The 22,638-nt window shown below is 45.8% G+C and carries 21 protein-coding genes and 2 pseudogenes; 20 read left to right on the forward strand and 3 right to left on the reverse strand.

Translation table 11 applies throughout. The features are described 5' to 3' along the window. Positions 1–57 precede the first annotated feature (57 nt). From deoC to rsmH, 9 genes are all read left to right on the forward strand, one after another. The gene (deoC, locus tag ABHC48_RS11660; protein WP_173719034.1) at positions 58–723 is read left to right on the forward strand and encodes a deoxyribose-phosphate aldolase; all 666 of its coding nucleotides are present in this window, start codon (positions 58–60) and stop codon (positions 721–723) included. A 130-nt stretch (positions 724–853) separates the two neighbouring features. After that, positions 854–1,273, forward strand: coding sequence for a cytidine deaminase (locus ABHC48_RS11665; protein ID WP_187565613.1), 420 nt, complete (start codon positions 854–856; stop codon positions 1,271–1,273). A 117-nt stretch (positions 1,274–1,390) separates the two neighbouring features. Then, positions 1,391–2,371, forward strand: a complete 981-nt coding sequence (gene add, locus ABHC48_RS11670; RefSeq protein WP_187565612.1) for an adenosine deaminase — start codon at positions 1,391–1,393, stop codon at positions 2,369–2,371. Between the two features lie 25 nt (positions 2,372–2,396). Next, complete coding sequence (locus ABHC48_RS11675; protein ID WP_187565611.1) at positions 2,397–3,587, forward strand: phosphopentomutase; 1,191 nt, start codon at positions 2,397–2,399, stop codon at positions 3,585–3,587. 116 nt (positions 3,588–3,703) lie between these two features. After that, positions 3,704–4,432 (forward strand): Crp/Fnr family transcriptional regulator, encoded by a 729-nt coding sequence (locus ABHC48_RS11680; protein ID WP_195699694.1) that lies wholly within the window; start codon positions 3,704–3,706, stop codon positions 4,430–4,432. A 119-nt stretch (positions 4,433–4,551) separates the two neighbouring features. After that, positions 4,552–5,373, forward strand: a complete 822-nt coding sequence (locus ABHC48_RS11685; RefSeq protein ID WP_148462301.1) for a purine-nucleoside phosphorylase — start codon at positions 4,552–4,554, stop codon at positions 5,371–5,373. Positions 5,374–5,449: 76 nt separating this feature from the next. Continuing rightward, on the forward strand, positions 5,450–6,370 hold the full coding sequence (locus ABHC48_RS11690) for a PfkB family carbohydrate kinase (protein ID WP_187565609.1): 921 nt from the start codon (positions 5,450–5,452) through the stop codon (positions 6,368–6,370). Between the two features lie 9 nt (positions 6,371–6,379). Further along, a complete protein-coding gene (udk, locus tag ABHC48_RS11695) occupies positions 6,380–7,003 on the forward strand; it encodes a uridine kinase (protein WP_187565608.1) in 624 nt (207 codons plus the stop codon). A 161-nt stretch (positions 7,004–7,164) separates the two neighbouring features. Next, positions 7,165–8,262, forward strand: a complete 1,098-nt coding sequence (gene rsmH / locus ABHC48_RS11700; protein ID WP_187565607.1) for a 16S rRNA (cytosine(1402)-N(4))-methyltransferase RsmH — start codon at positions 7,165–7,167, stop codon at positions 8,260–8,262. 160 nt (positions 8,263–8,422) lie between these two features. Here the strand turns inward: rsmH and ABHC48_RS11705 are convergent, their stop codons facing one another. Further along, entirely contained in the window at positions 8,423–10,192 is a 1,770-nt protein-coding gene (locus ABHC48_RS11705) for a PQQ-binding-like beta-propeller repeat protein (RefSeq protein ID WP_187565606.1), read from the reverse strand. A 186-nt stretch (positions 10,193–10,378) separates the two neighbouring features. Between ABHC48_RS11705 and rfbD the strand changes: the two genes are divergently transcribed. From rfbD to ABHC48_RS11720, 3 genes and pseudogenes are all read left to right on the forward strand, one after another. After that, positions 10,379–11,227 (forward strand): dTDP-4-dehydrorhamnose reductase, encoded by an 849-nt coding sequence (rfbD, locus tag ABHC48_RS11710; protein ID WP_187565605.1) that lies wholly within the window; start codon positions 10,379–10,381, stop codon positions 11,225–11,227. A 1-nt stretch (position 11,228) separates the two neighbouring features. Then, a complete protein-coding gene (locus ABHC48_RS11715) occupies positions 11,229–12,524 on the forward strand; it encodes a dicarboxylate/amino acid:cation symporter (protein ID WP_195699695.1) in 1,296 nt (431 codons plus the stop codon). Between the two features lie 5 nt (positions 12,525–12,529). Continuing rightward, positions 12,530–12,655, forward strand: a pseudogene (locus tag ABHC48_RS11720) (DUF6783 domain-containing protein); the annotation flags it as partial. Here ABHC48_RS11720 and ABHC48_RS11725 read toward each other — a convergent pair. Continuing rightward, positions 12,599–12,829 (reverse strand): annotated as a pseudogene (locus ABHC48_RS11725) (DUF6783 domain-containing protein); the annotation flags it as partial. The pseudogenes ABHC48_RS11720 and ABHC48_RS11725 sit on opposite strands and share 57 nt — an antisense overlap. Positions 12,830–13,038: 209 nt before the next feature. On the opposite strand from ABHC48_RS11725, the gene ABHC48_RS11730 reads away from it, so the two are divergent. From ABHC48_RS11730 to ABHC48_RS11745, 4 genes are read left to right on the forward strand one after another with little or no spacing between them, the layout of a single operon-like run. After that, entirely contained in the window at positions 13,039–13,410 is a 372-nt protein-coding gene (locus ABHC48_RS11730) for a GntR family transcriptional regulator (protein ID WP_118578598.1), read from the forward strand. 2 nt (positions 13,411–13,412) lie between these two features. Next, positions 13,413–14,264 (forward strand): ABC transporter ATP-binding protein, encoded by an 852-nt coding sequence (locus tag ABHC48_RS11735; protein ID WP_118578596.1) that lies wholly within the window; start codon positions 13,413–13,415, stop codon positions 14,262–14,264. Next, the gene (locus ABHC48_RS11740; protein ID WP_118578594.1) at positions 14,261–14,929 is read left to right on the forward strand and encodes an ABC-2 transporter permease; all 669 of its coding nucleotides are present in this window, start codon (positions 14,261–14,263) and stop codon (positions 14,927–14,929) included. Before ABHC48_RS11735 ends, ABHC48_RS11740 begins: the two co-directional genes overlap by 4 nt. 7 nt (positions 14,930–14,936) lie before the next feature. Beyond that, the gene (locus tag ABHC48_RS11745) at positions 14,937–16,217 is read left to right on the forward strand and encodes a DUF362 domain-containing protein (RefSeq protein ID WP_243284526.1); all 1,281 of its coding nucleotides are present in this window, start codon (positions 14,937–14,939) and stop codon (positions 16,215–16,217) included. Between the two features lie 806 nt (positions 16,218–17,023). On the opposite strand, the gene ABHC48_RS11750 is transcribed toward ABHC48_RS11745, so the two are convergent. After that, positions 17,024–17,620 carry a cytidylate kinase-like family protein gene (locus tag ABHC48_RS11750; protein ID WP_148462290.1) on the reverse strand — a complete coding sequence of 199 codons (597 nt, stop codon included), beginning with the start codon at positions 17,618–17,620 and terminating at the stop codon, positions 17,024–17,026. Between the two features lie 319 nt (positions 17,621–17,939). Here ABHC48_RS11750 and ABHC48_RS11755 point away from each other — a divergent pair, with 319 nt between their 5' ends. The 4 genes from ABHC48_RS11755 to ABHC48_RS11770 are packed head-to-tail and all read left to right on the forward strand — an operon-like array spanning position 17,940 to position 22,637. Further along, positions 17,940–18,758 carry an FAD binding domain-containing protein gene (locus ABHC48_RS11755; RefSeq protein WP_173719042.1) on the forward strand — a complete coding sequence of 273 codons (819 nt, stop codon included), beginning with the start codon at positions 17,940–17,942 and terminating at the stop codon, positions 18,756–18,758. After that, entirely contained in the window at positions 18,748–19,233 is a 486-nt protein-coding gene (locus ABHC48_RS11760) for a 2Fe-2S iron-sulfur cluster-binding protein (RefSeq protein WP_118584038.1), read from the forward strand. The genes ABHC48_RS11755 and ABHC48_RS11760 overlap by 11 nt, the downstream gene beginning before the upstream one ends. After that, positions 19,230–21,518 (forward strand): molybdopterin cofactor-binding domain-containing protein, encoded by a 2,289-nt coding sequence (locus ABHC48_RS11765; RefSeq protein WP_118584039.1) that lies wholly within the window; start codon positions 19,230–19,232, stop codon positions 21,516–21,518. The genes ABHC48_RS11760 and ABHC48_RS11765 overlap by 4 nt, the downstream gene beginning before the upstream one ends. 3 nt (positions 21,519–21,521) lie before the next feature. Further along, complete coding sequence (locus ABHC48_RS11770) at positions 21,522–22,637, forward strand: DUF6077 domain-containing protein (protein ID WP_187565604.1); 1,116 nt, start codon at positions 21,522–21,524, stop codon at positions 22,635–22,637. The last annotated feature ends 1 nt before the right edge of the window (position 22,638 follow it).

Below are 22,638 nucleotides of genomic sequence, written 5' to 3' on the forward strand. Positions count from 1 at the left end.
AATTGCGATACAGTAATTTCGGGCAATATAAAGAGACAACAGAAATGAGGAAAATAAATGGACGTAAAAGAGATTTTAAAACATGTGGATCATACCCTTCTTCTCCAGCCATCTACCTGGGAAGAAATCAAACAGATTTGTGACGATGCGATGGAATACGGAACTGCATCCGTATGCATTCCGCCAAGCTATGTAAAACAGGCAGCAGAATACATGAATGGAAAAATGGCAGTGTGCACGGTTATCGGTTTCCCAAATGGCTACATGACAACAGCAGCCAAGGAATTTGAAACAAAAGATGCTCTTGCAAATGGTGCTTCCGAAATCGATATGGTAATCAATATCGGCTGGCTGAAAGATCAGAAATATGACCTGATTGAGAACGAGATCCGCACCTTAAAAGCTGCATGCGGTGACAAAATCCTGAAAGTTATCATTGAAACCTGCTTCCTCACAGATGAGGAAAAAATTAAAATGTGCCAGATTGTAACAGAAGCAGGCGCAGATTATATTAAGACCTCTACCGGTTTTGGCGGTGCAGGTGCAACCTTTGCAGACATTGAGCTTTTCTCCAGACATATCGGACCAAATGTAAAGATGAAAGCAGCAGGCGGAATTTCTTCCCTGGAGGATGCAGAGAAGTTCCTTGCACTTGGTGCAGACCGACTGGGAACCAGCCGAATTATAAAAATTGTAAAAAATGAGAAAGCCACAGGATATTGATCTGGTCATTGATTGTAAAGGCGAACAGATGCTGTCTCCGGAATTGATCAGATTATAACGACGTTCATCGAGAAGAGCATTATGTTGTCAGAGACAATCAGAAAATGTGAATGATAAGAGAGGTGTGAAAATGGAAAAAGAGATGATTAACCAGCTGATTGATACAGCAATCCACCAGCTGAAATATTCCTATACACCATATTCCAATTTTAAAGTAGGCGCAGCCCTCCTTGCAAAAAACGGGCAGGTTTACACAGGCTGCAACATTGAAAACGCCGGGTATACAGCCACAAACTGTGCGGAGCGTACCGCTTTTTTTAAGGCAGTAAGCGAAGGCGTGAAAGAATTTCAGGCAATCTGTGTCGTTGGCGGTAAGGCTGGCGTGCTCACAGAATATGCAGCTCCCTGCGGCGTGTGCCGACAGGTCATGATGGAGTTTTGCAACCCGGAAACCTTCCAGGTCATTCTGGCGGTGGACAAAGAGCATTATGATGTGTATACACTAAAACAACTCCTGCCGTTAGGATTCGGACCTTCTAATCTGGCATGAAAGCTGCTGACTGGAGAATAGTATTATGAAGTATGCCGGAAAATGCCAAAAACAGAGTGATCTGGCATTGAATCCGGTGGTTATAAGGCAGCATAAAGAATTGCAGGAGAAAAAATTATGACAATCGAACAATTAAAAGCACTACCAAAGGCAGAACTTCACTGTCATCTGGATGGGTCTTTAAGCCGGGAGTTTATGGAGCGTCAGCTGGGAAGAAGGGTACAGCAGGAAGAGCTTAGCGTGTCCGATGACTGCACAAGCCTTGCAGAATACCTGGAGAAATTTTCGCTTCCGGGTCAGTGCATTATGGATGAAAAGGGGCTTGAGGCAGCTGGATACGATGTACTTCGCACCATGAGCCAGGAAAATGTACGCTACGCAGAAATCCGTTTTGCACCTCTTCTTTCAGAGACCTCCGGAATGAACTGCCGTGCTGTGATCGAGGCGGTATTAAAAGGTCTTGAGCGGGGCAGAGCAGACTTTGGAACGGAGTTTGGTGTGATTACCTGTGCCATGCGTCATCACAGCCAGGAGGACAACAGCCGGATGATAAAAACAGCCCGTGAATATCTGGGATATGGTGTATGTGCAGCGGATCTGGCAGGTGCGGAAGCAGCATATCCCATGGCACAGTTTATGGAACTTTTTCAGAATACCCGTAAGCTGGAGATGCCCTTTACCCTTCATGCAGGAGAGTGTGGAAGCGTACAGAACATTGTGGATTCTGTAAAAGCGGGAGCTGGCAGGATCGGACATGGAATCGCCATGCGAGGCCATTATAATATTCAAAAAGAGCTGGCTGACAGAGGCATTGGAATTGAAATGTGTCCCATCAGCAATCTTCAGACAAAAGCAGTAAACAGTCCGTCAGAATATCCCATCCGGGAATTTCTGAACACAGGATTGAAGGTTTCCGTAAATACGGACAACCGTACAGTGAGCAACACAAGCCTTACCAAAGAGCTTCAGTTCATTCAGGACACGTATGGCATTCAGGAGGAAGAGATACGGCTGATGATGAAGAATGCAGTGGATACGGCATTTGCCACTGATGAGGTGAAAGCGAGATTGTATTCTGAACTGGGAATAAAAGGATAAAATATTGGAAACGAGGGATTTTATTTTGAAAAAATATGAAAGGATTTTCGTGATCGTTCTGGATTCTCTGGGAATCGGTGCCATGCCGGATTCAGAGAAATTCGGGGATGTGGGAGTGGATACATTCGGACATATTCTGGATAAAATGGGCTCCCTGGAAATACCAAACCTTAAGAAGCTTGGAATGTTAAATCTTCATCCGGCAGGAAATATGCAAGGTGTGGAGAAGCCGATTGGACGTTACATGCGCGTAGGCGAAGCCAGCAATGGCAAGGATACAATGACTGGTCATTGGGAAATGATGGGAATTAAGACAGAGAAGCCGTTTAAGACTTTCACAGCCACCGGCTTTCCGCCGGAGCTGATCGCGGAGCTGGAGAAGCGCTGCGGCAAGCGCGTGATTGGAAACAAGAGCGCCAGCGGAACGGAGATCATTGAAGAGCTTGGGGAGGAAGAAATCCATACAGGTGCCATGATCGTGTATACTTCAGCCGACTCTGTTCTTCAGATCTGCGGAAATGAGGAAACCTTTGATCTTCAGAATTTGTATCGCTGCTGCGAGATCGCAAGAGAAATTACACGGAAGGATGAATGGCGTGTAGGCCGTGTCATCGCCAGACCATACGTTGGCAAAAAGAAAGGTGAGTTCAGGCGAACAAGTAATCGGCATGACTATGCTTTGAAGCCAACAGGTCTGACTGCATTAAATGCGTTAAAGGATAATGGGCTGGATGTGATCGGTGTAGGGAAGATCAACGATATTTTCTGCGGCGAAGGAATCACAAAGACCTATCATTCTGACAGCTCCGTACACGGCATGGAGCAGACCATCCAGATCTGCAAAGAGGATTTCAGGGGACTTTGCTTTGTGAATCTGGTTGATTTCGATGCCCTGTGGGGACACAGACGAAACGTGGAAGGCTATGGCAAGGAAATCGAGAAGTTTGACAGGAATCTGGGCATTCTTTTGGAAGAGCTTCGGGAGGATGACCTTCTTATTCTTACCGCGGACCACGGGAATGATCCCACCTATAGCGGCACTGACCATACCAGAGAGTATGTTCCCTTCCTGGCTTATTCCAAGACTATGAAAGAGGGTGGCCCCCTTGAAAACGAGGATACTTTTTCCGTTATTGGCGCATCAGTAGCAGATAATTTTGACGTGAAAATGCCGGAAGGAACTATCGGACATTCCATTCTTGAGAAATTATGCTAAAATAGAAAAGTAGCTGTTGGATAGCGGTTGTTCATCCGGTGGATTGTCTGCTTTTGCGGCAGAAGCCGGATAGAAACAAATGATTTGCAGCACATGGCAGAAGATGAGGAAATCATATGAAACACACCTATTTACACGATGTACTTCCATTCCTTCGTGAACTGGAACGTGAGAAACAGAAACAATTTGAGGCGTATTTCCGTACTGCGCCATTATGGCTTATGGACCTGTTTCAGAGTGAGATAATGGAAGCCGGAACTACTTTTATCAGGGAAAATGAACCGGCAGATACGATTTTCTTTGTTGCCAGAGGAAGGGTAAAAGCCACTGATTACCGGATTTCCGGCATTGCCTATGATTTTATGAAGCCTATGAATCTCATTGCGCTTGGTGGTATGGAGGTGATCCTGGGACAGGATACCTACCAGACCACCCTGCAGACAGAGACAGAGTGTATTGTTACCAAGCTTCCAAGAGCGCAGTATGAGAAATGGATTTATTCAGATACGGAAGCTTTTCGCATGGAGGCAAAGCTTACCTGTGCTTCCCTGTTGGAGGAAGAGCGGCGGAACCGTCTGTACCTGTTTTTGGAAGGGGCTGACAGATTAGCTGTACTCTTCTCGGAATGGTTCGAAAAATATAACAAAAATGACATTTTATGCATCGGCGAAAGCCGGCAGAATCTGGCAGATGAGACAGGCCTTTGCCTGAAAAGCATCAGCCGCGCCATCAAGAAGTTTCAGGCAGACCAGCTGATCGTGAAAAAAGGCAATCAGATCTGTATCGATAGGGAGCAGTACGAAAGGCTAAAGCAGACTGTGGATGAGAAAATCGGCAACGTATAAACGGAACACAAGACTATAGCAAAACGCATGGTATTGAAGGCTTTCTGTTTATATGAAAATAATGTTATAAGCTGTCCTGGCAATAAGCCGGATAGCTGCAGATAAAGGAGAAGGTGTACATGAGCGATTTATATCAGAAATTAGAGACTTGCCTTGCAAGTGTCAGAAAAAGGACAGATTTTAAACCGGAAGTGGCGCTGATCCTGGGATCCGGCCTTGGAGATTATGCAGATGAGATCCAGATCGAAACCACCATTGACTATACAGAGATTGAAGGTTTTCCAACATCCACAGTTGCAGGCCACAAAGGCAGATTTGTATTTGGATATGTGAAAAATGTGCCGGTTGTGATCATGCAGGGAAGAGTGCATTACTATGAAGGCTATCCAATGACGGATGTAGTTCTTCCCACAAGGTTGATGGGCATGATGGGGGCGAAGAAGCTGTTTCTTACAAATGCAGCCGGTGGAGTGAACCCGAATTTTAAACCAGGCGATTTTATGATGATCACCGATCACATTACCACAGGAATTCCAAGTCCGCTGATCGGACCGAACATTGAGGAGCTGGGATGCAGATTTCCGGATATGAGTGAGGTATACAGCAGACGTCTGAGAGAGGTGATCCGCGCCAGTGCGGAAAAATGTGGTATAGGTCTCCAGGAGGGCGTATACGTGCAGTTTACAGGCCCTGCCTATGAAACTCCGGCTGAAGTGAGAATGGCGGCTATATGGGGCGGTGACGCAGTTGGAATGAGCACTGCATGTGAGGCAATGGCAGCCCGTCATATGGGAATTGAAGTGTGCGGAATTTCCTGTATCACCAACATGGCAGCTGGTATTTCGAAACAGGAGCTGAACCACAAAGAGGTTCAGGAGACAGCAGACAGAGTGGCGAAATCCTTTAAGAAGCTGGTGACAGAAATCATAGCCGGTATGTAGCCGCGAGGAAGTGCGGGTTCCATAAGAGGCAGCGCAAACCAAAAGGTATCACGTAACAAAGGAGAAAAGTAATAATATGGGAATTGTTGTAATCGGTGATGTTTTTATCGATGTGAAAGGGTATTCCACAGCACCATTTATTTCTGGAGGAAGAAATGCCGGTGTGATCCAGCAGATCCACGGCGGCGTAGGAAGAAATGTAGTGGAAGATATTGCCAATATAGAATTGAAACCAACCTTTGTCAGTCTGGTAGATGACGACGCTATGGGGGATGATGTGATCCGCAAACTGGAGCGTCATAAAGTAGATACCAGATATATGCGTAAGGTAAAAAACGGCATGGGAACCTGGCTGGCTGTCTTTGACCAGGACGGAGATGTGGTGGCATCTATTTCCAAACGTCCGGACCATCGTCCGATAGAGCAGATCCTGGATGAACACGGAGATGAAATTTTCCAGGATGCGGACAGCGTTGTGATCGAGATCGATATTGACAAGGAAATTGTGAAGAAGACCTTTCACTATGCAGAGAAATACGGCAAAAAAGTATACGCTCTTGTATCGAATATGACCATTGCAATCGAAAGACGTGACTTCTTAAGGCGGACAGCCTGCTTTGTATGCAACCAGCAGGAAGCGGGCATCCTGTTTTCTGAGGATTACGGTGACCTGAAGCCTGAAGAGATGGCCCGGTGTCTGGCAAAAAGAATCCAGTCCGCCCATATTCCAAAGATGGTGGTTACCATGGGAAGTGATGGTGCAGCTTATGCAGATCAGGAAGGAAAATGGGGCGTTTACCCAGCTATGAAGGTAGATGTGGTTGACACCACAGGCGCGGGAGATGCCTTTTTTGCAGGTGTGTGCGTAGGCCTTACCTATGGAAAAACAATGAGAGAGGCATGTGCCATTGGTACCCGTCTTTCCTCAACTGTAATTTGTACCTCAGAGAACATTTGTCCGAGATTTATGCCGGAAGAATTTGATCTTGACAGGTAGGAGAAGAATATGGAAAGTCTTATTATAGGAATTGCCAGCGGCTCCGGCTCCGGTAAATCTACTTTTACAAACAGAATTAAAAAGCGTTTTGGAGATGACGTAGTAGTCCTTTATCACGACAATTATTACCGCAGACAGGATGGAATCCCTTTTGAGCAGCGTGTGACTGTGAATTATGATCATCCGGATTCTCTGGAGACAGAGCTTCTGGTGGAGCATCTGAAGCTTCTGAGGCAGGGGAAAGCTATTGACTGTCCGGTTTACGATTATTCCCAACATAACCGTTCCGACAAGATCCTTCATATCACCCCAAGTCCGGTGATCCTTGTGGAGGGAATCCTTCTTCTGGCAGATCCCAGAGTGCGTGAGCTCCTTGATATTAAGGTCTATGTGGAAGCTGATGCTGATGAGCGTATTCTTCGCCGGATTTCCCGTGATGTGGAAGAGAGGGGAAGAGATTTGAATGGAATCATTAAACAGTACTTAAATACAGTGAAACCCATGCATTACCTTTATGTAGAGCCCACTCGTTCCAAGGCTGATATTGTGATCAACAGCGGAAAGAATGACGTGGCGTTTGATCTGTTTGTTTCGAAAATTAGTATGGAATTGGAGAAACGGAAGCAGGGGTAATTACAGAAGATATTAGCTGTAGTTTGGAAACATTGCTGTGATGATGCGGCAGAATTAGCAAATGAAAGTTGCTGTTTACGAAATGGGTGAGAATTCCGGCATAAAGAATTTTTCTGCGAAATTGGTAGATGGCAACAGATAAAAAGATACAGGAGATCAGAATGTCACAGGAAAAAGAAAACAGACAGCATGAGAATGCGCAGAGTGTGCAGGAGGGACAGCAGCCTCATAAGCGCAGAGTGCGCTACAAAGGCAGATACCCGAAGAAATTTGAGGAGAAATATAAAGAACTTCAGCCGGAGAAATACCAGGATACCATTCAGCATGTAATGCAAAAAGGGAATACCCCGGCAGGCATGCATATTTCTATTATGGTAAAAGAGATTATTGATTTTCTGGAGATCAAACCAGGACAGATTGGTTTTGATGCCACACTGGGCTACGGCGGTCATACAAAGGCCATGCTTCAGTGCTTGCAGGGTCAGGGGCATATGTATGCCACTGACGTAGACCATGAGGAAGCCGCCAAGACAAAGAAGAGACTGGAAGATCTTGGCTTTGGGGAGGATATTCTGACCATTAAACTTCAGAATTTCTGTACCATTGATGAGATTGCAAAAGAAGTGGGAGGTTTTGATTTCCTTCTTGCTGATCTCGGCGTGTCCTCCATGCAGATTGATAATCCCAAGAGAGGTTTTTCCTTCAAAGCAGACGGACCTCTGGATCTGCGCCTGAATCAGGAAGCCGGGATCAGTGCGGCAGAGCGCCTGGAACATATTACCCGGGATGAGCTTGCAGGAATGCTTTATGAAAATTCAGACGAGCCATACTGTGAGGAGCTTGCCAAGGCGATCACAGATGAGATCCGCAAGGGAAACCACATGGATACCACCACAAAGCTTCGCCAGGTCATTGAGAAAACTCTGGATTTCCTTCCGGAAAAAGAGAAGAAGGAGACCATCAAAAAGACCTGCCAGCGTACTTTCCAGGCCCTTCGGATTGATGTGAACCGGGAGTTTGAGGTTCTGTATGAGTTTATGGAGAAGTTGCCGGGAGCACTGAAGCCTGGTGGAAGAGCGGCAATCCTTACGTTCCATTCAGGAGAGGATAAGCTGGTGAAGAAAGCGCTGAAGGCTGGATACAAGGAGGGAATTTATTCCGATTATTCCAGAGACGTGATCCGTCCGTCAGCTCAGGAATGTGCCCAGAATGGACGCGCACGGTCTACGAAAATGCGCTGGGCGATTAAATCGGAGTAAACGCGATAAATACGCTGCGCGAGTTTGGCTCGCCTATCGAGTAAATGAGACAAAACACGCTCTGCGAGTTTTATTCGTTATCGCGTCAGTCACCAAGGTTTTTCGTGCAGGCACGAACTTTGGCTCGCATATCGCATAAATAAAATGGGGAGGAACCGCATCACTGCAGTTCCATCCCCCATATTTTACAATCTCTGGTTCCCACAACCATATAACTTTGATATACAGCAGGAGATGCTTCGATGACTCCCTCACTGATCTGGTGGCAGTCAAGAACATCTCCTGTTTTTCCATCCAGAAGATAGATATGTCCTGTGCTGTTGCAGTAGAGAACCTTTCCGCTGCCATCCGGATTGTATACACATACAGGTGAAGACCAGGCATAGGCAGATTCATGTTCCCAGTTTACTTTCCCGGTATTTTTATCAATGCATGCAAGTACACCTTGTGCCTGTCCGCCGGTTCTGGCAACTGTTACATAAATGTTATCCGACAATTCTTCTTTTCCAACAGCGATGGTAGACTGTACACCGCCCGAAACACTGTCCTCGGAGGAACAGTCGTAAGAGGTCTGCCAGATGATCTCTCCTGTCTCCGCATCAATTTTCCAGACAGGAACCTCTGCAGTGGTGCTGCTTCGCCAGCCCAGACGGAAAGAGGTGCTGACATACAGGTAAAGGTGTCCGTCCTCCACAGACAAAACAGGAGTGGAGTTGGAGTCATCCAGAATATCCTGCACCCATACAAGCTGCAGGGTATTCAGATCCAGGCACATCAGATTGCCGCCGTTATCAGCAATAAAAAGATAACCGTCATAGATGGCTGCGCTGTCCTCCATGCCAAGCCAGTAGGAACCTACGCTGGTACGTGTTCCGTAGTAGCGCCATTTCACAATATGATCCGGATTGATGGACAAGGTGCCTGCTTCCGGGGCATAACTGGTATTCAGTTTGATCAGATAAAGAATTCCGTTCTCTCCTGGATAGATCAGGGTATCTGTGGCAGCATCCACAAGGGCGGAGGAATCAAAGTAGCTTAAATTTCCGCGAAGGGAAAATTCATCATTATTTCCAAAGGTATACATCACACTGCAGTCCAGAAGATTCACAACAAAGACCCTGGCAGTGCCTTCATTGCTGTCATAACCTGCGCCGACATACATAATTGGATAACCTCTGGGATCAAGTGCACCTGCTCCTTTGAAGGTGAAACCAAGGTAAAGGGGATCTCTGGTAGCCTCGCCGGTTTCCAGATCCAGAAAATATACATAGCCGTCCATGCAGGCATAGATCACTTCCACAAGATCGTCTTTTTCCTTTGCCCAGTCGTACATATTCATGGACTTCTTTACTTCTTGGGACCATTTTTCCATAAGAGGCTGTCCGGTCCAGCCGCTTCCGGACCAAGTGGCATCTCCGTAAGTAATAGAGCCGGTTTTTGCTGTCCAGAGATCCTGGATTTTTCCATTTTTAATCTGTGTATTGCCATAGGCTGCAGTGTCGCGGAAATTGTTTCCGCGGAAGGTGACGATTCCATCTACATCTGTGTAGCTGATCCCGGCATCGAAGGAGTGGGTATCTGTGGAGGTATAATCCGAAGTATTGGCAAGTATCTGTCCGTCCACCTCAATGTCTGTGGTTTCTATGTATAAAGATGGGCTGGTGGAATCTACGCATTTAGGAGAAAATTCTGCCGGTCTTGCCATTGCGGCTTTTACAGCGGCAAGAGAATTGGAGTCATCCATGTCCAGACCGCTGGCTTCCTCAACCATGGAAACTGTATTTACATTTTCCCGGATCTTTTTTACGAGGAAAACTCCTCCCAGTATAATAACTGCTGCAATGATCAGGATCCCTTCTGTAAGAAGAAGTTTTCGGAAGAAATATTTTTGCTGCAGCTGCTTTTTTCGTTTCCCTACTTTTCTTTTCATAATTCTGAATCCTTCCCTGTTCATTTGGCAAAAATTATACAAGGTATGACTGGGAAATTCAAGATGTCAAGAGCTGTTTTGGAAATTCAATTTTTAGATTTGGAAAAAGGGCACAATCTTTTTTCTTGACAGTGTATGGCCTGGCTTGTTAAAATATTATTTATCGTGTGAAAAGGAGGAGAAAACATGCTGAAAGTATGGATCGTAGGATCTGAAGGCCAGATTGGCGAGGCAATTAATGAAGTGCTGGATCCGTTGGAAATTGAAGTTTTGAATACAGACAAAAATGCGCTTGATATTACAGAAACAGACGAAGTTCTCCATTTTGGAGAGATCAACCGTCCGGATGTGATCATCAACTGTGCTGCGATCACAGACGTAGAGCTTTGCGAGAAGCAGCCAGAGGAAGCATTTCGTGTAAACGCTTTAGGCGCCCGTAACTTAAGCCTTGTGGCAAGAAAAACAGGGGCAAAGATGGTGCAGCTTTCCACAGACGACGTTTTTGATGGTCTGGCACAGAAGCCGTACACGGAGTTTGACAATACAAATCCTAAGACTGTTTACGGAAAATCCAAGTGCGCCGGGGAGAATTATGTGAAGGAGTTTACCCACAAGCACTTTATCATCCGAAGCAACTGGGTATTCGGAAAGGGAAATAACTTTGTAAACCGTGTTCTGGAGGCTGCAGATCAGGGCAGAGCTCTGGCTGTAGCGGAGGATCAGTATGGTTCCCCTACAAGTGCCAAAGATCTGGCAAGAATTATCCTGCATGTGATCCGTACCAATGAGTACGGAACCTATCATGCAACCTGTCAGGGCGTTTGCAATCGTTATGAATTTGCAAAGGAGATACTTCGCCTTGCAGGCAAAGAGGAGCAGCTGAATCCGGTACCTACCCCGCAGTCTGATCTTTCTTCTGCCAGACCTGCATATGCAGTTCTGGATAATTTCATCCTTCGCATTATCGATGTATATGAGATGCCTGGCTGGAAGGATTCTCTGGAAGAATTTATGAAAGAAAAACGGGAGGGCTAAGATGAGCGCGAAGAAAGAAAAGAATGTAAAAGAGAAAAAGAAGATCAGCTTAACCAGTATGATCTTTATTGCGCTGATCGCCGGAGCAATCACAGGAATGGTTCTCCATTACCTGGTGCCGGATAGCAGTGTGAAGAATGATGTGATCGTTGAGGGAGTGCTGTACGTTCTTGGGCAGGGATTTATCCGCCTTATGAAAATGCTGGTAGTACCTCTTGTTTTCTGCTCACTGGTATGTGGAAGTATGGCTATTGGTGATACTAAGAAGCTGGGAAATGTAGGTGGAAAAACACTTGCATTTTATCTGGTCACAACAGCGGTGGCAGTTGCAGTTGCCCTTGGAATCGGAACTCTTTTGAGACCGGGAATTGGTCTTGATATGAGTAAGATCCAGGTAAATGCTTCCGATATTGAGACTATGGAGTCCACCTCTCTGGTTCAGACCATTCTCAATATCATTCCAGATAACCCCATCAAGTCCCTGGCAAGTGGGGAAATGCTTCAGATTATAGTGTTTGCTTTGATCATTGGTGTGATCCTGGCAAAGCTTGGGGAGCGTGCGGAGACCGTTTCCAATTTTATCAGCCAGTTTAATGATATTATGATGGAAATGACTATGATGGTTATGAGTCTGGCTCCCATTGGTGTATTCAGTCTGATCGCAAGAACTTTTGCAACCATTGGTTTCAGCGCATTTGTGCCTCTGGCAAAATATATGATCGCAGTTCTGATCGCTCTGGCAATCCAGTGTTTTGGTGTATACCAGATTTTGCTGAAGCTGTTCACAGGCCTGAATCCGGTGAAGTTTATCAGAAAGTTTTTCCCGGTTATGGCCTTTGCCTTTTCCACTGCAACCTCCAATGCGACTATTCCGCTTTCTATTGATACGCTGTACAAGAAGATGGGTGTTTCCAAGAAGATTTCTTCTTTTACCATACCTCTTGGTGCGACTATCAATATGGATGGTACTTCCATTATGCAGGGAGTTGCGGTTATGTTCGCTGCCCAGGCTTTTGGAATCCAGCTGACTCCAATGGATTATGTGACGGTAATCGGAACGGCTACACTGGCGTCTATTGGTACTGCTGGTATTCCAAGTGTTGGTCTTGTTACACTGACTATGGTATTTAATTCTGTCGGGCTTCCAGTTGAGGCGATCGGTATTATCATGGGTATTGACCGTATTCTGGATATGGCGAGAACAGCGGTTAATATTACCGGTGATGCTGTTTGTACGACCATTGTGGCTTGCCAGAATGGGGCTGTGGATAAAGAAGTGTTTAATAAAGCTGAATAAAAATATTGGCGTGTGTATGTGAGTTTAGAGCGTGTTTGAAAAATCATTCCCGCAATCTGCACGTCCCACTTTGCGGGAGATTTCACCCGAATTCGGTTGCCGTAGCCCGCTACGGCGCCCTCATCCGGGCGAAATCTCCCACAAATTGTGACGCACATCTTGCAGAAAGCATTTTTCAAACACGCTCTAGACTCAGGTATGCACGTCTTTTTTTGTGTGGCGAAGGCGGACGCCTGGGAGGGGCAGTGTGTTGCGGACAACGTCAAAAAACGGGATTTTACTCCGTCGCCGATTGCAGGTTCCATAAACAAACTCGCCCCTGCTGGGCTCAGACAGTGTTTATGGAACCTGCGCTATACTCATAAAATCCCGTTTTTTGACGAACTATCCGCAACACACTGCCCATTCCAGGCTGATTGTTCAAAGTAACTATGAATTAAGTGGAAATAAACAGCATATAACACTTGACAACAGTATAATACTGTTATATGCTGTTTACATAAGGAGGAGTCACATGAAGATCATAATTAATCACTCGTCGATGCAGCCAATTTATGAGCAGATCACAGATCAGATCAAGGCGATGATCATTGACGGGACGTTAAAGGAAGAGGAAATGCTTCCCTCTGTGAGAACTTTGGCGAAGGAGCTGAAGATTAGTGCTCTTACGGTAAAGAAGGCGTATGACTTTCTGGAGGAAGAGGGGTTCGTGGTTACGGTGCATGGGAAAGGAAGCTTTATTGCCAAGAATAACCAGGGACTTCTTATGGAAGAGCGGAAGCGGGAGATTGAGACAGAACTGGAGAAAGTGATCCGGAAAGCGCGGATCAGCGGATTGTCTGAGGAAGAGATCCGGGAACTGTTTGAGCTTATTATGGAGGAGTAGATATGCTACTGAGTTTGAAGAATTTGCAGAAGAATTATCCTGGATTTTCCCTGGATGTAAGTATGGAAATAGAAGAAGGACAGATCACCGGTCTGATCGGAGCTAATGGAGCAGGGAAGTCTACTACCTTTAAGGTTATTCTAGGGCTGGTTCATCCTGATGCAGGAGAGATTCGTCTGTTTAATAAGGATATGGAGCAGATTTCCAAAAAAGAGAAAGCGGATATAGGCGCGACACTTTCTGACAGCGGTTTTTCCAATTGTCTGACCGTGAAACAGATTGTGCATATTCTGACAGAGACTTATGAGAAATTTGACCGGGAGATGTTTGAGAAGCGGTGCAGCCTGTTTTCCATCCCCATGGATAAGAAACTAAAAGAGTTTTCCACAGGAATGAAAGCAAAGTTAAAAGTGCTGACAGCCACCAGCTTTGATGCCAGACTTCTTGTTCTGGATGAGCCTACAGCCGGTCTGGACGTGATTGCCAGGGACAGCATTCTGGAACTCCTTCGGGAATATATGGAGACGGAAGGAAGAAGTATTCTGATCAGCTCCCACATTTCCTCAGATCTGGAGAGCCTGTGTGATGATATCTATATGATTGATAAGGGACGGATCGTGCTTCATGAGAATACAGATGTGCTGCTGGATGAATATGGTCTTATCAAGGCTGACGAGAAGCAATATGAATTGCTTGATAAGCAGCATATTCTCAAGGTGAAGAAGGAGCAATACGGCTACAGCTGTCTCACAGATGAGCGTGCATTTTATGCGGAGAACTACCCGCAGCTTGCAATAGAACGTGGGTCTGTGGACAAGGTTATTACTATGATGATCAAGGGGGAAGTATTATGAAAGGTATGTTTGTAAAAGACATGGAAATTATGAGGGGAAACATGAAAACGTTCATTGGCGTATATATTATAGCCATTTTCTGTTTCCTTAGTACTTCCGCAGGTCCTTCTTTTCTAATCAGTTATGTGTCTGTTCTGGCTGCTGTTATGGCACTGAATACCATAGCAAGTGATGATATGGATAATGGTATGCCTTATATTTTTACTTTTCCTATCAGCAGGAAAGAATATGTGAAGGAGAAGTATCTGCTGGGTGCAGGGATGGTCACGGTATTGTGGGCTGTTGCTGTTGCAATTGCAATTGGTGTAAATGCTTCCGGATATCGTATGGTGTCCTGGGAAGAACTGATCGCTTCTGCAGCTGCCGGTCTTTTTCTTGCTGTTTTCGCAAATGCGGTTGTGTTTCCGGTACAGTTGAAATATGGAAGCTCTACAGGAAGGCTGGTGCTACTTGTTCTTGTATTTGGCATCATGGCTGTAGGATGGATTGGCGTAGAACTATGCCAGAAAATGAAAGTGGATTTTTCAGGTCTGAAAAATCTGGGCCTGCGCATTTGGAACCTTGGAATCCCAGTCTGTCTGGCGATGCTATTTGTTCTTATGTTGCTAATGCTTCTGATTTCCTGTACAATATCCATAAAGATTATGGAGAAAAAGGAGTACTGATCCGGAAATGAAGAAGAATCAGATTTTTATAAAATGCGGAACTGAATATAAGGAGATGACGAAAGAACTGCTGGAGGCGTGCAATCTGGCAGGGGAGATAGAGAAGAAGTTTGAGAAATGCGGATTGAAGGTGCTTTCAGAAAATTCCGGGGCAGGTTTACAGCAGAATAGTGAGAAGATTATAACAGAAGCGAAGTTTGAAACAAAGAGCAGTCTTATTGACAACTCTGAAGCAGAAGTGGACTGTTTTTATTCTTCGGATTCTGTGGAAAAACAGAATTCAGAATTTGGTTTGTACAATATGCGGATCGGCATCAAGCCAAACCTGGTCGCCCCCATGGAAGCCTACTGGGGCGGCACCACTCACCCAGAGGTAGTCGCCGGAATCGTAGAATATCTTCAGGAAAAAGGGTTTTCCAATCTGGTGATCATGGAAGGTTCCTGGGTAGGAGATAAGACCTCCGAATCCTACGAAGTCTGTGGTTTCAAGTCCCTCTGTGAAAAATATAACGTTCCGTTCCTTGACATGCAAAAGGAAAAGGGAGTGCCTGTACAATGTGGCGATATGATCTTAAACATCTGTAAAAGTGTCCTTGACCTGGACTTCCTTATTAATGTTCCGGTACTAAAAGGTCACTGTCAGACCAAAATCACCTGTGCATTGAAGAACATGAAAGGTCTTCTCCCTAATTCTGAGAAGCGCCGTTTTCACGCATTAGGTCTCCATGACCCCATCGCTCACCTGGGCCTTGCTATCCACCAGGATTTCATCGTGGTAGACAATATTTGCGGAGACCTGGATTTCGAGGATGGCGGCAACCCCGTAGAGATGAACCGCGTTCTGGCAGCTGTGGATCCGGTTCTTATGGATGCCTATGTCTGCGACATGATGTACTACCAGGTAGAAGAGGTTCCCTACATCACAAAGGCTGCCACCCTTGGTGTTGGCTGCGCCGACATCCGCCAGGTAGAAATCCGTGCCCTCGATGGCAACCCCGGTGCCCCCATTCCCAAGTCACGGAAAGTGGTAGAGCTTGTCGACGCTGTAGAAGAAGTAGAATCCTGCAGCGCATGCTACGGCAACCTGATCCCTGCCCTTGACCGCCTGAAGCAAGAAGGCCTCCTTTCAAACCTGACCACCCGAATCTCCATCGGTCAAGGTTACCGAAACCAGGAAGGCACCCTGGGAATCGGCCACTGCACCCGCCATTTCACCCACCACCTGGAAGGATGTCCGCCAACTGAAGAAGAGATTTATGAGTTCCTGAAAATTTATTTAATTGGTTGAAAGTTATTCAAGGCGGACGCATTCGGACAATGGTGATTGCTCACTCGCCGGCGCAACGCTCCAGCGAACTAACTGCTAACTGCGACTAAATCGTTCAGGAGAGCCTTCACGATTAAGTCTCCGTAAGCAGTGGATTTCGCCTACGCTAAAACCGCGCCTGAAATGGCTCGCTAGAGCAATCACCATTGCCCGAATGCTGTGTACTGGCTGGGACTTATTTGTGCATAGGAACTTTCAACAGGTGGGGAGGGTGAGTGACTGGTTTCCCTATACTGTATCGGAAACGAAAATTTATGGGAAACCTGTCGGAAATTAGCGGCTTTTACAATTTCTATGAAGTATTTGCACATTTTTAGGGCTGTTTTGCAAACAAAAACTTGACATATTATTTTATGTGTTTTCGAAACTCCATTTAGATGGTTGATACTTCACAGCTTTATTGGTTTTACCTAATCTAACATTGCCAAGAAAGTATCGGGAAACCAATCACTTCCCCTCCCCCTCGTTAAAAGTTTCTAAATAACCTCAGATCTAGCCGACACACAGCATTTGGGCAATGTGTATTACTCCAGCGAGCCATTTCAGGCGCGCTCTTAGCGTAAGCGAAATCCAGCGCTTACGGAGACTTATGCGTGAGGGTTCTCCCGAACGCATTAGTCGCAGTTAGCGATTAGTTTGCTGGAGCGTTGCGCCGGCGAGTGAGTAATACACATTGTCCAAATGCGTCCGCATTGAAGAACTTTTAATCAACTAAATAGCAAAAAATCACAGCCCCGCCAAAAACGGGGCTGCCTTTAATATACACTTTAGATCAACTTCTTCACCATCTCCACAATCTCTTCCTTCGTCACCCTGCTGCTGTTAATACACAGATCATACTGCAGCATATCCAGCCAGTTAGTGTCCGTAAAATACTCATAATAAGCCCGGCGTTCCTTATCCGTACGTTTCACCAGCTTCCTTACACTCTTTTCCTCCCGGCCGGTACGTGCAATCACCGTCTTCACACGGTCCTCAAACGGAGCATAGATAAACAGACTCAGATGCTTATCCTTATTATCCTGTAAGATATAATTGCCGCAGCGTCCAACAATCACGCAATTCTCTTTTTCGGCTGCCTCCAAAATGATCTTCTTCTGCAGATCGTAAAGCACATCATTCATGGGAACGAAATGGTACTCCGGATTCATCTGCAGCTCGTAATCCACCGGATACAGCCACTGGCTGGCTTTTCTCTCATCTACTCTGGCAAACTCATCGAAAGGAATATTCTTCTCCTTGCTGGCCATTTCGATCAGCTCCTTATCATAGAACTTAAATCCCAGTTCCTCTGCAAGAGCCTTTCCAATAATACGTCCGTTACTTCCAAACATACGATTGATTGTTATAACACGGTTACTCATAAACGGCGCCTCCTTTTGTGGTGGATTTGTAAATAATTTTGTTATAAAATAGTTTATGAGAACTATTTTCTGTTCTTTTTAGCATTATAACACAATTGTATGAAAACATCTATATAATTTGCATAAAATCAAAATAAAAAAATATTCTGAATACGTCATTTCGCTGGAAATTTGAACCCTTTCTTGTTATACTAAAAATAGCAATACGATTGCTGTTCACTGCATGTACAGATTGCAGAAAGCCTTTTTCAAACACGCTCTGTAAAAAGCACATTTGGAAAACGATGAACAGTGATACAATATGAGAAAGGAATTGAACATGCTCAAAATAAAAAATTATGTGAAAGCAGAATCTCTGGAACAGGCTTATGAGTTGAACCAGAAGCGGACTGCCTGTGTGCTTGGCGGCATGGTGTGGCTGAAAATGGGTAACCGTGTTGTAACCACAGCCATTGATCTTTCCGGGCTTGGTCTGGATACCATCACAGAAACAGAAAGTGAATTTGTGATCGGCTGTATGACCCCATTGCGGGACCTGGAACTTCATCAGGGACTTCATACATATACGAAAGGCGCCATAAGAGAAAGCCTGCGCCATATTGTAGGCGTACAGTTCCGCAACTGCGCCACTGTAGGCGGAAGTATCTGGGGACGCTTCGGCTTTTCTGATGTACTCACCATGCTTCTGGCACTTGATACAGAGGTGGAACTTTTTAAAGGCGGCAGAGTCTGTCTTTCTGATTTTGTGAAAATGCCAAAAGACAGAGATATTCTGGTACGCATTATCATAAAGAAAACTCCGTTGAAGGTTGCCTATTTAAGCCATCGTAATACCAAGACCGATTTCCCGGTACTGGCATGCTGTATCAGGCTGTCTGAGAATGGCGTGAGAGCGGTTTACGGTGCCCGTCCGGCGAAGGCATTTCTTCTGGAAGACGAAGAAGGTCTCCTTGCAGGCATGGAAACCATGTCTTCGGAAGAGAAGAAGACAGCGGTTCAGAAATTTGCAGACTATGCAGCACGGAAGGTTCCTACCTTTGGAAACATGCGAGGCAGCGCAGAGTACAGAACCCTTCTTGTGAAGGTTCTCACAAGAAGAGCATTAGAAGCAGTGGGAGGTATGACAGATGAAAATTAATTTCTGGCTGAATGGAGCCAAAAAGGAAGCGGAAATCAGTCCTGACACCATGCTTCTGGAGTTTCTTCGAAGCCTTGGCTGCTACAGTGTAAAAAGAGGCTGTGAAACTGCAAACTGCGGTCTTTGCACCGTTTTGGTAAATGACAAGCCAATGCTGTCCTGCAGTGTCCTTGCTGCCCGTATTGACGGCAAAAAGGTCACCACCATGGAGGGACTTCAGGCAGAAGCTGAAGAATTTGGAACTTTTCTTGCCAATGAAGGCGCAGAGCAGTGCGGATTCTGTAATCCGGGATTTATCATGAATGTACTTGCGATGACAAAAGAACTGGAAAATCCAACCGAAGAAGAGATTAAGGAATATCTGGCAGGCAATCTTTGCCGCTGCTCCGGTTTTGTTGGACAGACCAGAAGTATCCTGAAATATCTGGAATATAAGAAAAACGGAAATATCCAGGAGAAGGAGGTGCAGGCATGAGCTATGTAAATAAGTCTTTGCAGAAAAAGGATGCCATGGCTCTGGTGACCGGAAAGCCAGTCTACACAGACGACCTGGCACCAAAGGACTGCCTGATCATCAAGATCTTAAGGAGTCCCTATGCCAATGCCTGGGTGGAAGAGATCAAGACGGACACAGCCATGAAGGTAGAAGGAATGGCACTGATCCTTACCTGGAAAGATGTTCCAAAGAGACGTTTCGCCTCTGCCGGACAGACCTATCCGGAGTTCAGTCCTTATGACAGAATGATCCTGGATCAGCATCTTCGTTTCGTAGGGGATGCAGTGGCAATTGTGGCAGGAGAAACAGAAGCAGCTGTAGACCTTGCCATGAAGCGCATTAAAGTGAAATACCGCGTGGAAACACCGGTTCTTGATATGCATACAGCTAAGGATAATCCGGTTCTGGTCCACCCGGAAGAGGACTGGGAATCCAAGTTCCCGGTTGGTGCAGATAACAAGCGGAACCTTGCAGCAAAAGGCCATGAGGAAATGGGGGATATTGACAAGGTTTTGTCAGAATGCAAATATACAGTAGATGAAGTTTATCACACAAAGGCTGATCAGCAGTGTATGATGGAGACCTTCCGCACATATTGTACCAAGGATTATTTCGGCAGGCTGAATGTGGTTTCCTCCACACAGGTACCGTTCCACCTTCGCCGAATCCTTGGAAATGCCCTTGGAATCCCATCCTCCAGGATCCGCGTGATCAAGCCTCGTATTGGCGGCGGCTTTGGAGCCAAGCAGACAGAGGTCTGTGAAATTTATCCGGCAATTGTTACCTGGATGACAGGACGTCCATCCAAAATCGTTTACAGCCGTTATGAATCTTTAATCTGCGCTTCTCCCCGTCATGAGATGGAAGTACACGTAAAAGTTGGTGCAGATGAGAACGGAATCGTAAAAGGAATTAAAGTAGAGGCGCTTTCCAATGCTGGTGCATACGGAGATCACAGTCCTACAACCATCGGACTTACAGGTCATAAGGCAATTGCCCTGTACCGGAATCTGGAAGCCTATGCTTTTGACTATGAGGTTGTTTACACCAACGTGCAGGCATCCGGTGCATATCGTGGATATGGTGCCACACAGGGAATTTATGCAGTGGAATCCGCTGTTAATGAGCTGGCCCATAAGATGAATATGGATCCTGCAAGGATCCGTGAGTTGAATATGCCAATTGAAGGCGAGCCAATGTATGACTATGATGGAAACCTGACTCATACAGCAAGCTGTACGATGGATCGCTGCCTTGCCCGGGCCAAGGAGATGATCGGCTGGGATGAGAAATATCCATGCCGTGATATGGGAAATGGAAAAGTCCGCGGCGTAGGTCTTGCCATGGCGATGCAGGGCTCCTCTATTGCCAATGTAGACGTGGGAGGCGCAACCCTGAAGCTGAATGAGGACGCATCCTATACACTTTCCCTTGGATGTGCAGATATGGGTACGGGCTGTGATACCATTCTTTCTCAGATGGCAGCCGACTGTCTGGAAACAGAATTTGAGAATATTGTTGCATTTGGTGTGGATACGGATGTTTCTCCATATGACTCCGGTTCTTATGCATCTGCCACTACTTACGCTACAGGCAATGCAGTTATTAACGCCTGCAATGAGCTGAAAAAGAGGATTATCCGGCTGGGTGCTGAAATGCTGGGTGTAAGTCCTGAGGAAGCAGACTTTGATGGAAAGAAAGTCTACGCAGGGGAAAAAGAGGTCAGTCTTCAGGAGATTGCTTATAAGGGAACCTGCGGAAATACCCTGGAAATGCAGGTGACTGCCTCCTATTCTTCCCAGATTTCTCCGCCGCCTTATATGGTTGGGGCAGCAGAGGTGGAAGTAGACAAAGAGACAGGAAATATTGACCTGATCGATTATGTGGCAGTTGTAGACTGCGGAACTCCTATTAATCCCAATCTTGCCCGTGTGCAGACTGAGGGAGGAGTTGCCCAGGGAATCGGTATGGCACTTATGGAGAATGTGCAGTATTCCAAAGAAGGTAAGATTCGTGAGAATTCTTTCATGCAGTACAAGATCCCAAGCCGTGAGGATATTGGAAATATCCGGGTTGAGTTTGAGAGCAGCTATGAAAAGAGCGGTCCTTTTGGTGCCAAGTCCATCGGTGAGCTGGTAATCGATACCCCTTGTCCTGCAATTGCAGATGCGGTTTACAATGCTTCCGGTGTCCGGGTAAGAGAGCTGCCGATCACATCGGAGAAGATTGCCATGGGAATTCTGAAAAAAGAACTGGAGAAATAATATATGGGATTTATTTTTAAGGGGATACTGGCAGTGATCTGGCTGCTGGTGGTTCCCTGCCTGGCAGGAGAATTTTATTTCCGCAGGGAAAAAAGAACCTGCAGTGAATATCTTCTGGCCGGTTATACACTGTTATTTGCCATTACAGAGCTGCTTTCCCTTATCATGATCTTTACAAAGCAGCCGCTTCATCTGCTGACAGCTACATATGGTGTGACGGCTGGTGTGCTGGCATTTCTGGGTGTCTGGAGTCTTTATAAGAAGAGGCAGAAGGAAACCGGTAAGTGTGCTGGTACATATTGCAGCAAAAGGGCAGAAGAGTCAGATGTTTTCAAGCCGCAGATCGGAAATTCTTCCGGTTTGAAAAGTTTTTTGCAGAAGAATGGAATTTCCCCGGAGCTTGTGGTGGCAGGAATTCTGATTCTGTTCCAGCTTGTCGTTGTGGTGCTTTATGCCCATATGGATGAAGATGATGCTTTTTATGTAGGAACAGCCACTACCGCGGTGGAAACCGATTCTCTTTATGCATATAACCCCTACACCGGAGCCGCTTACAATGTATTGCCAAGCCGTTACATTCTTTCTCCGTTTCCTGCATTTCTTGCCGTGACCAGCCGGTTATGCGGAGGACTTCATCCAGCCATTGTGGCACATACTGTTTTTCCGGCGGTATTTGTTTTTCTGGCATATGTGGTGCTTTTTCAGTACAGCCGCATATTCTTCAAGGGAAAGGCTGGAGAACAGGGGATTTTTATGATCCTTTGTGCCGTGATCCTGTGGTTTTGCGGATATTCGGTATACAATTCAGAAATTTTTACAATGGGCAGGATCTGGCAGGGAAAAGCTGTGCTGGCAGGGGTATTTTTACCATTTTTATTTCTGCTCTGTATGGAGATTTTTATGCAGGAAAAACCGGAATATCCATGGAGCCTGGCTTTTCTGGCAAATGGAGCCTGCTGTCTGTTTTCCTCAATGGGAATCATGCTTGCCCCTCTTCTGATGGGAGTATTTGCTCTGCTTAGTCTGGTGAAATTCAGAGACGGAAGAAGATTCTTAAAGAGTGTAGTCTGCTGTCTGCCATCCCTGATACTTGGCGTGGTATACATTCTGGTATTTTAGG

This window comes from Ruminococcus sp. 1001136sp1, from assembly GCF_039841815.1.
GTDB classification, from domain to species: Bacteria; Bacillota; Clostridia; order Lachnospirales; family Lachnospiraceae; genus Blautia_A; species Blautia_A faecis.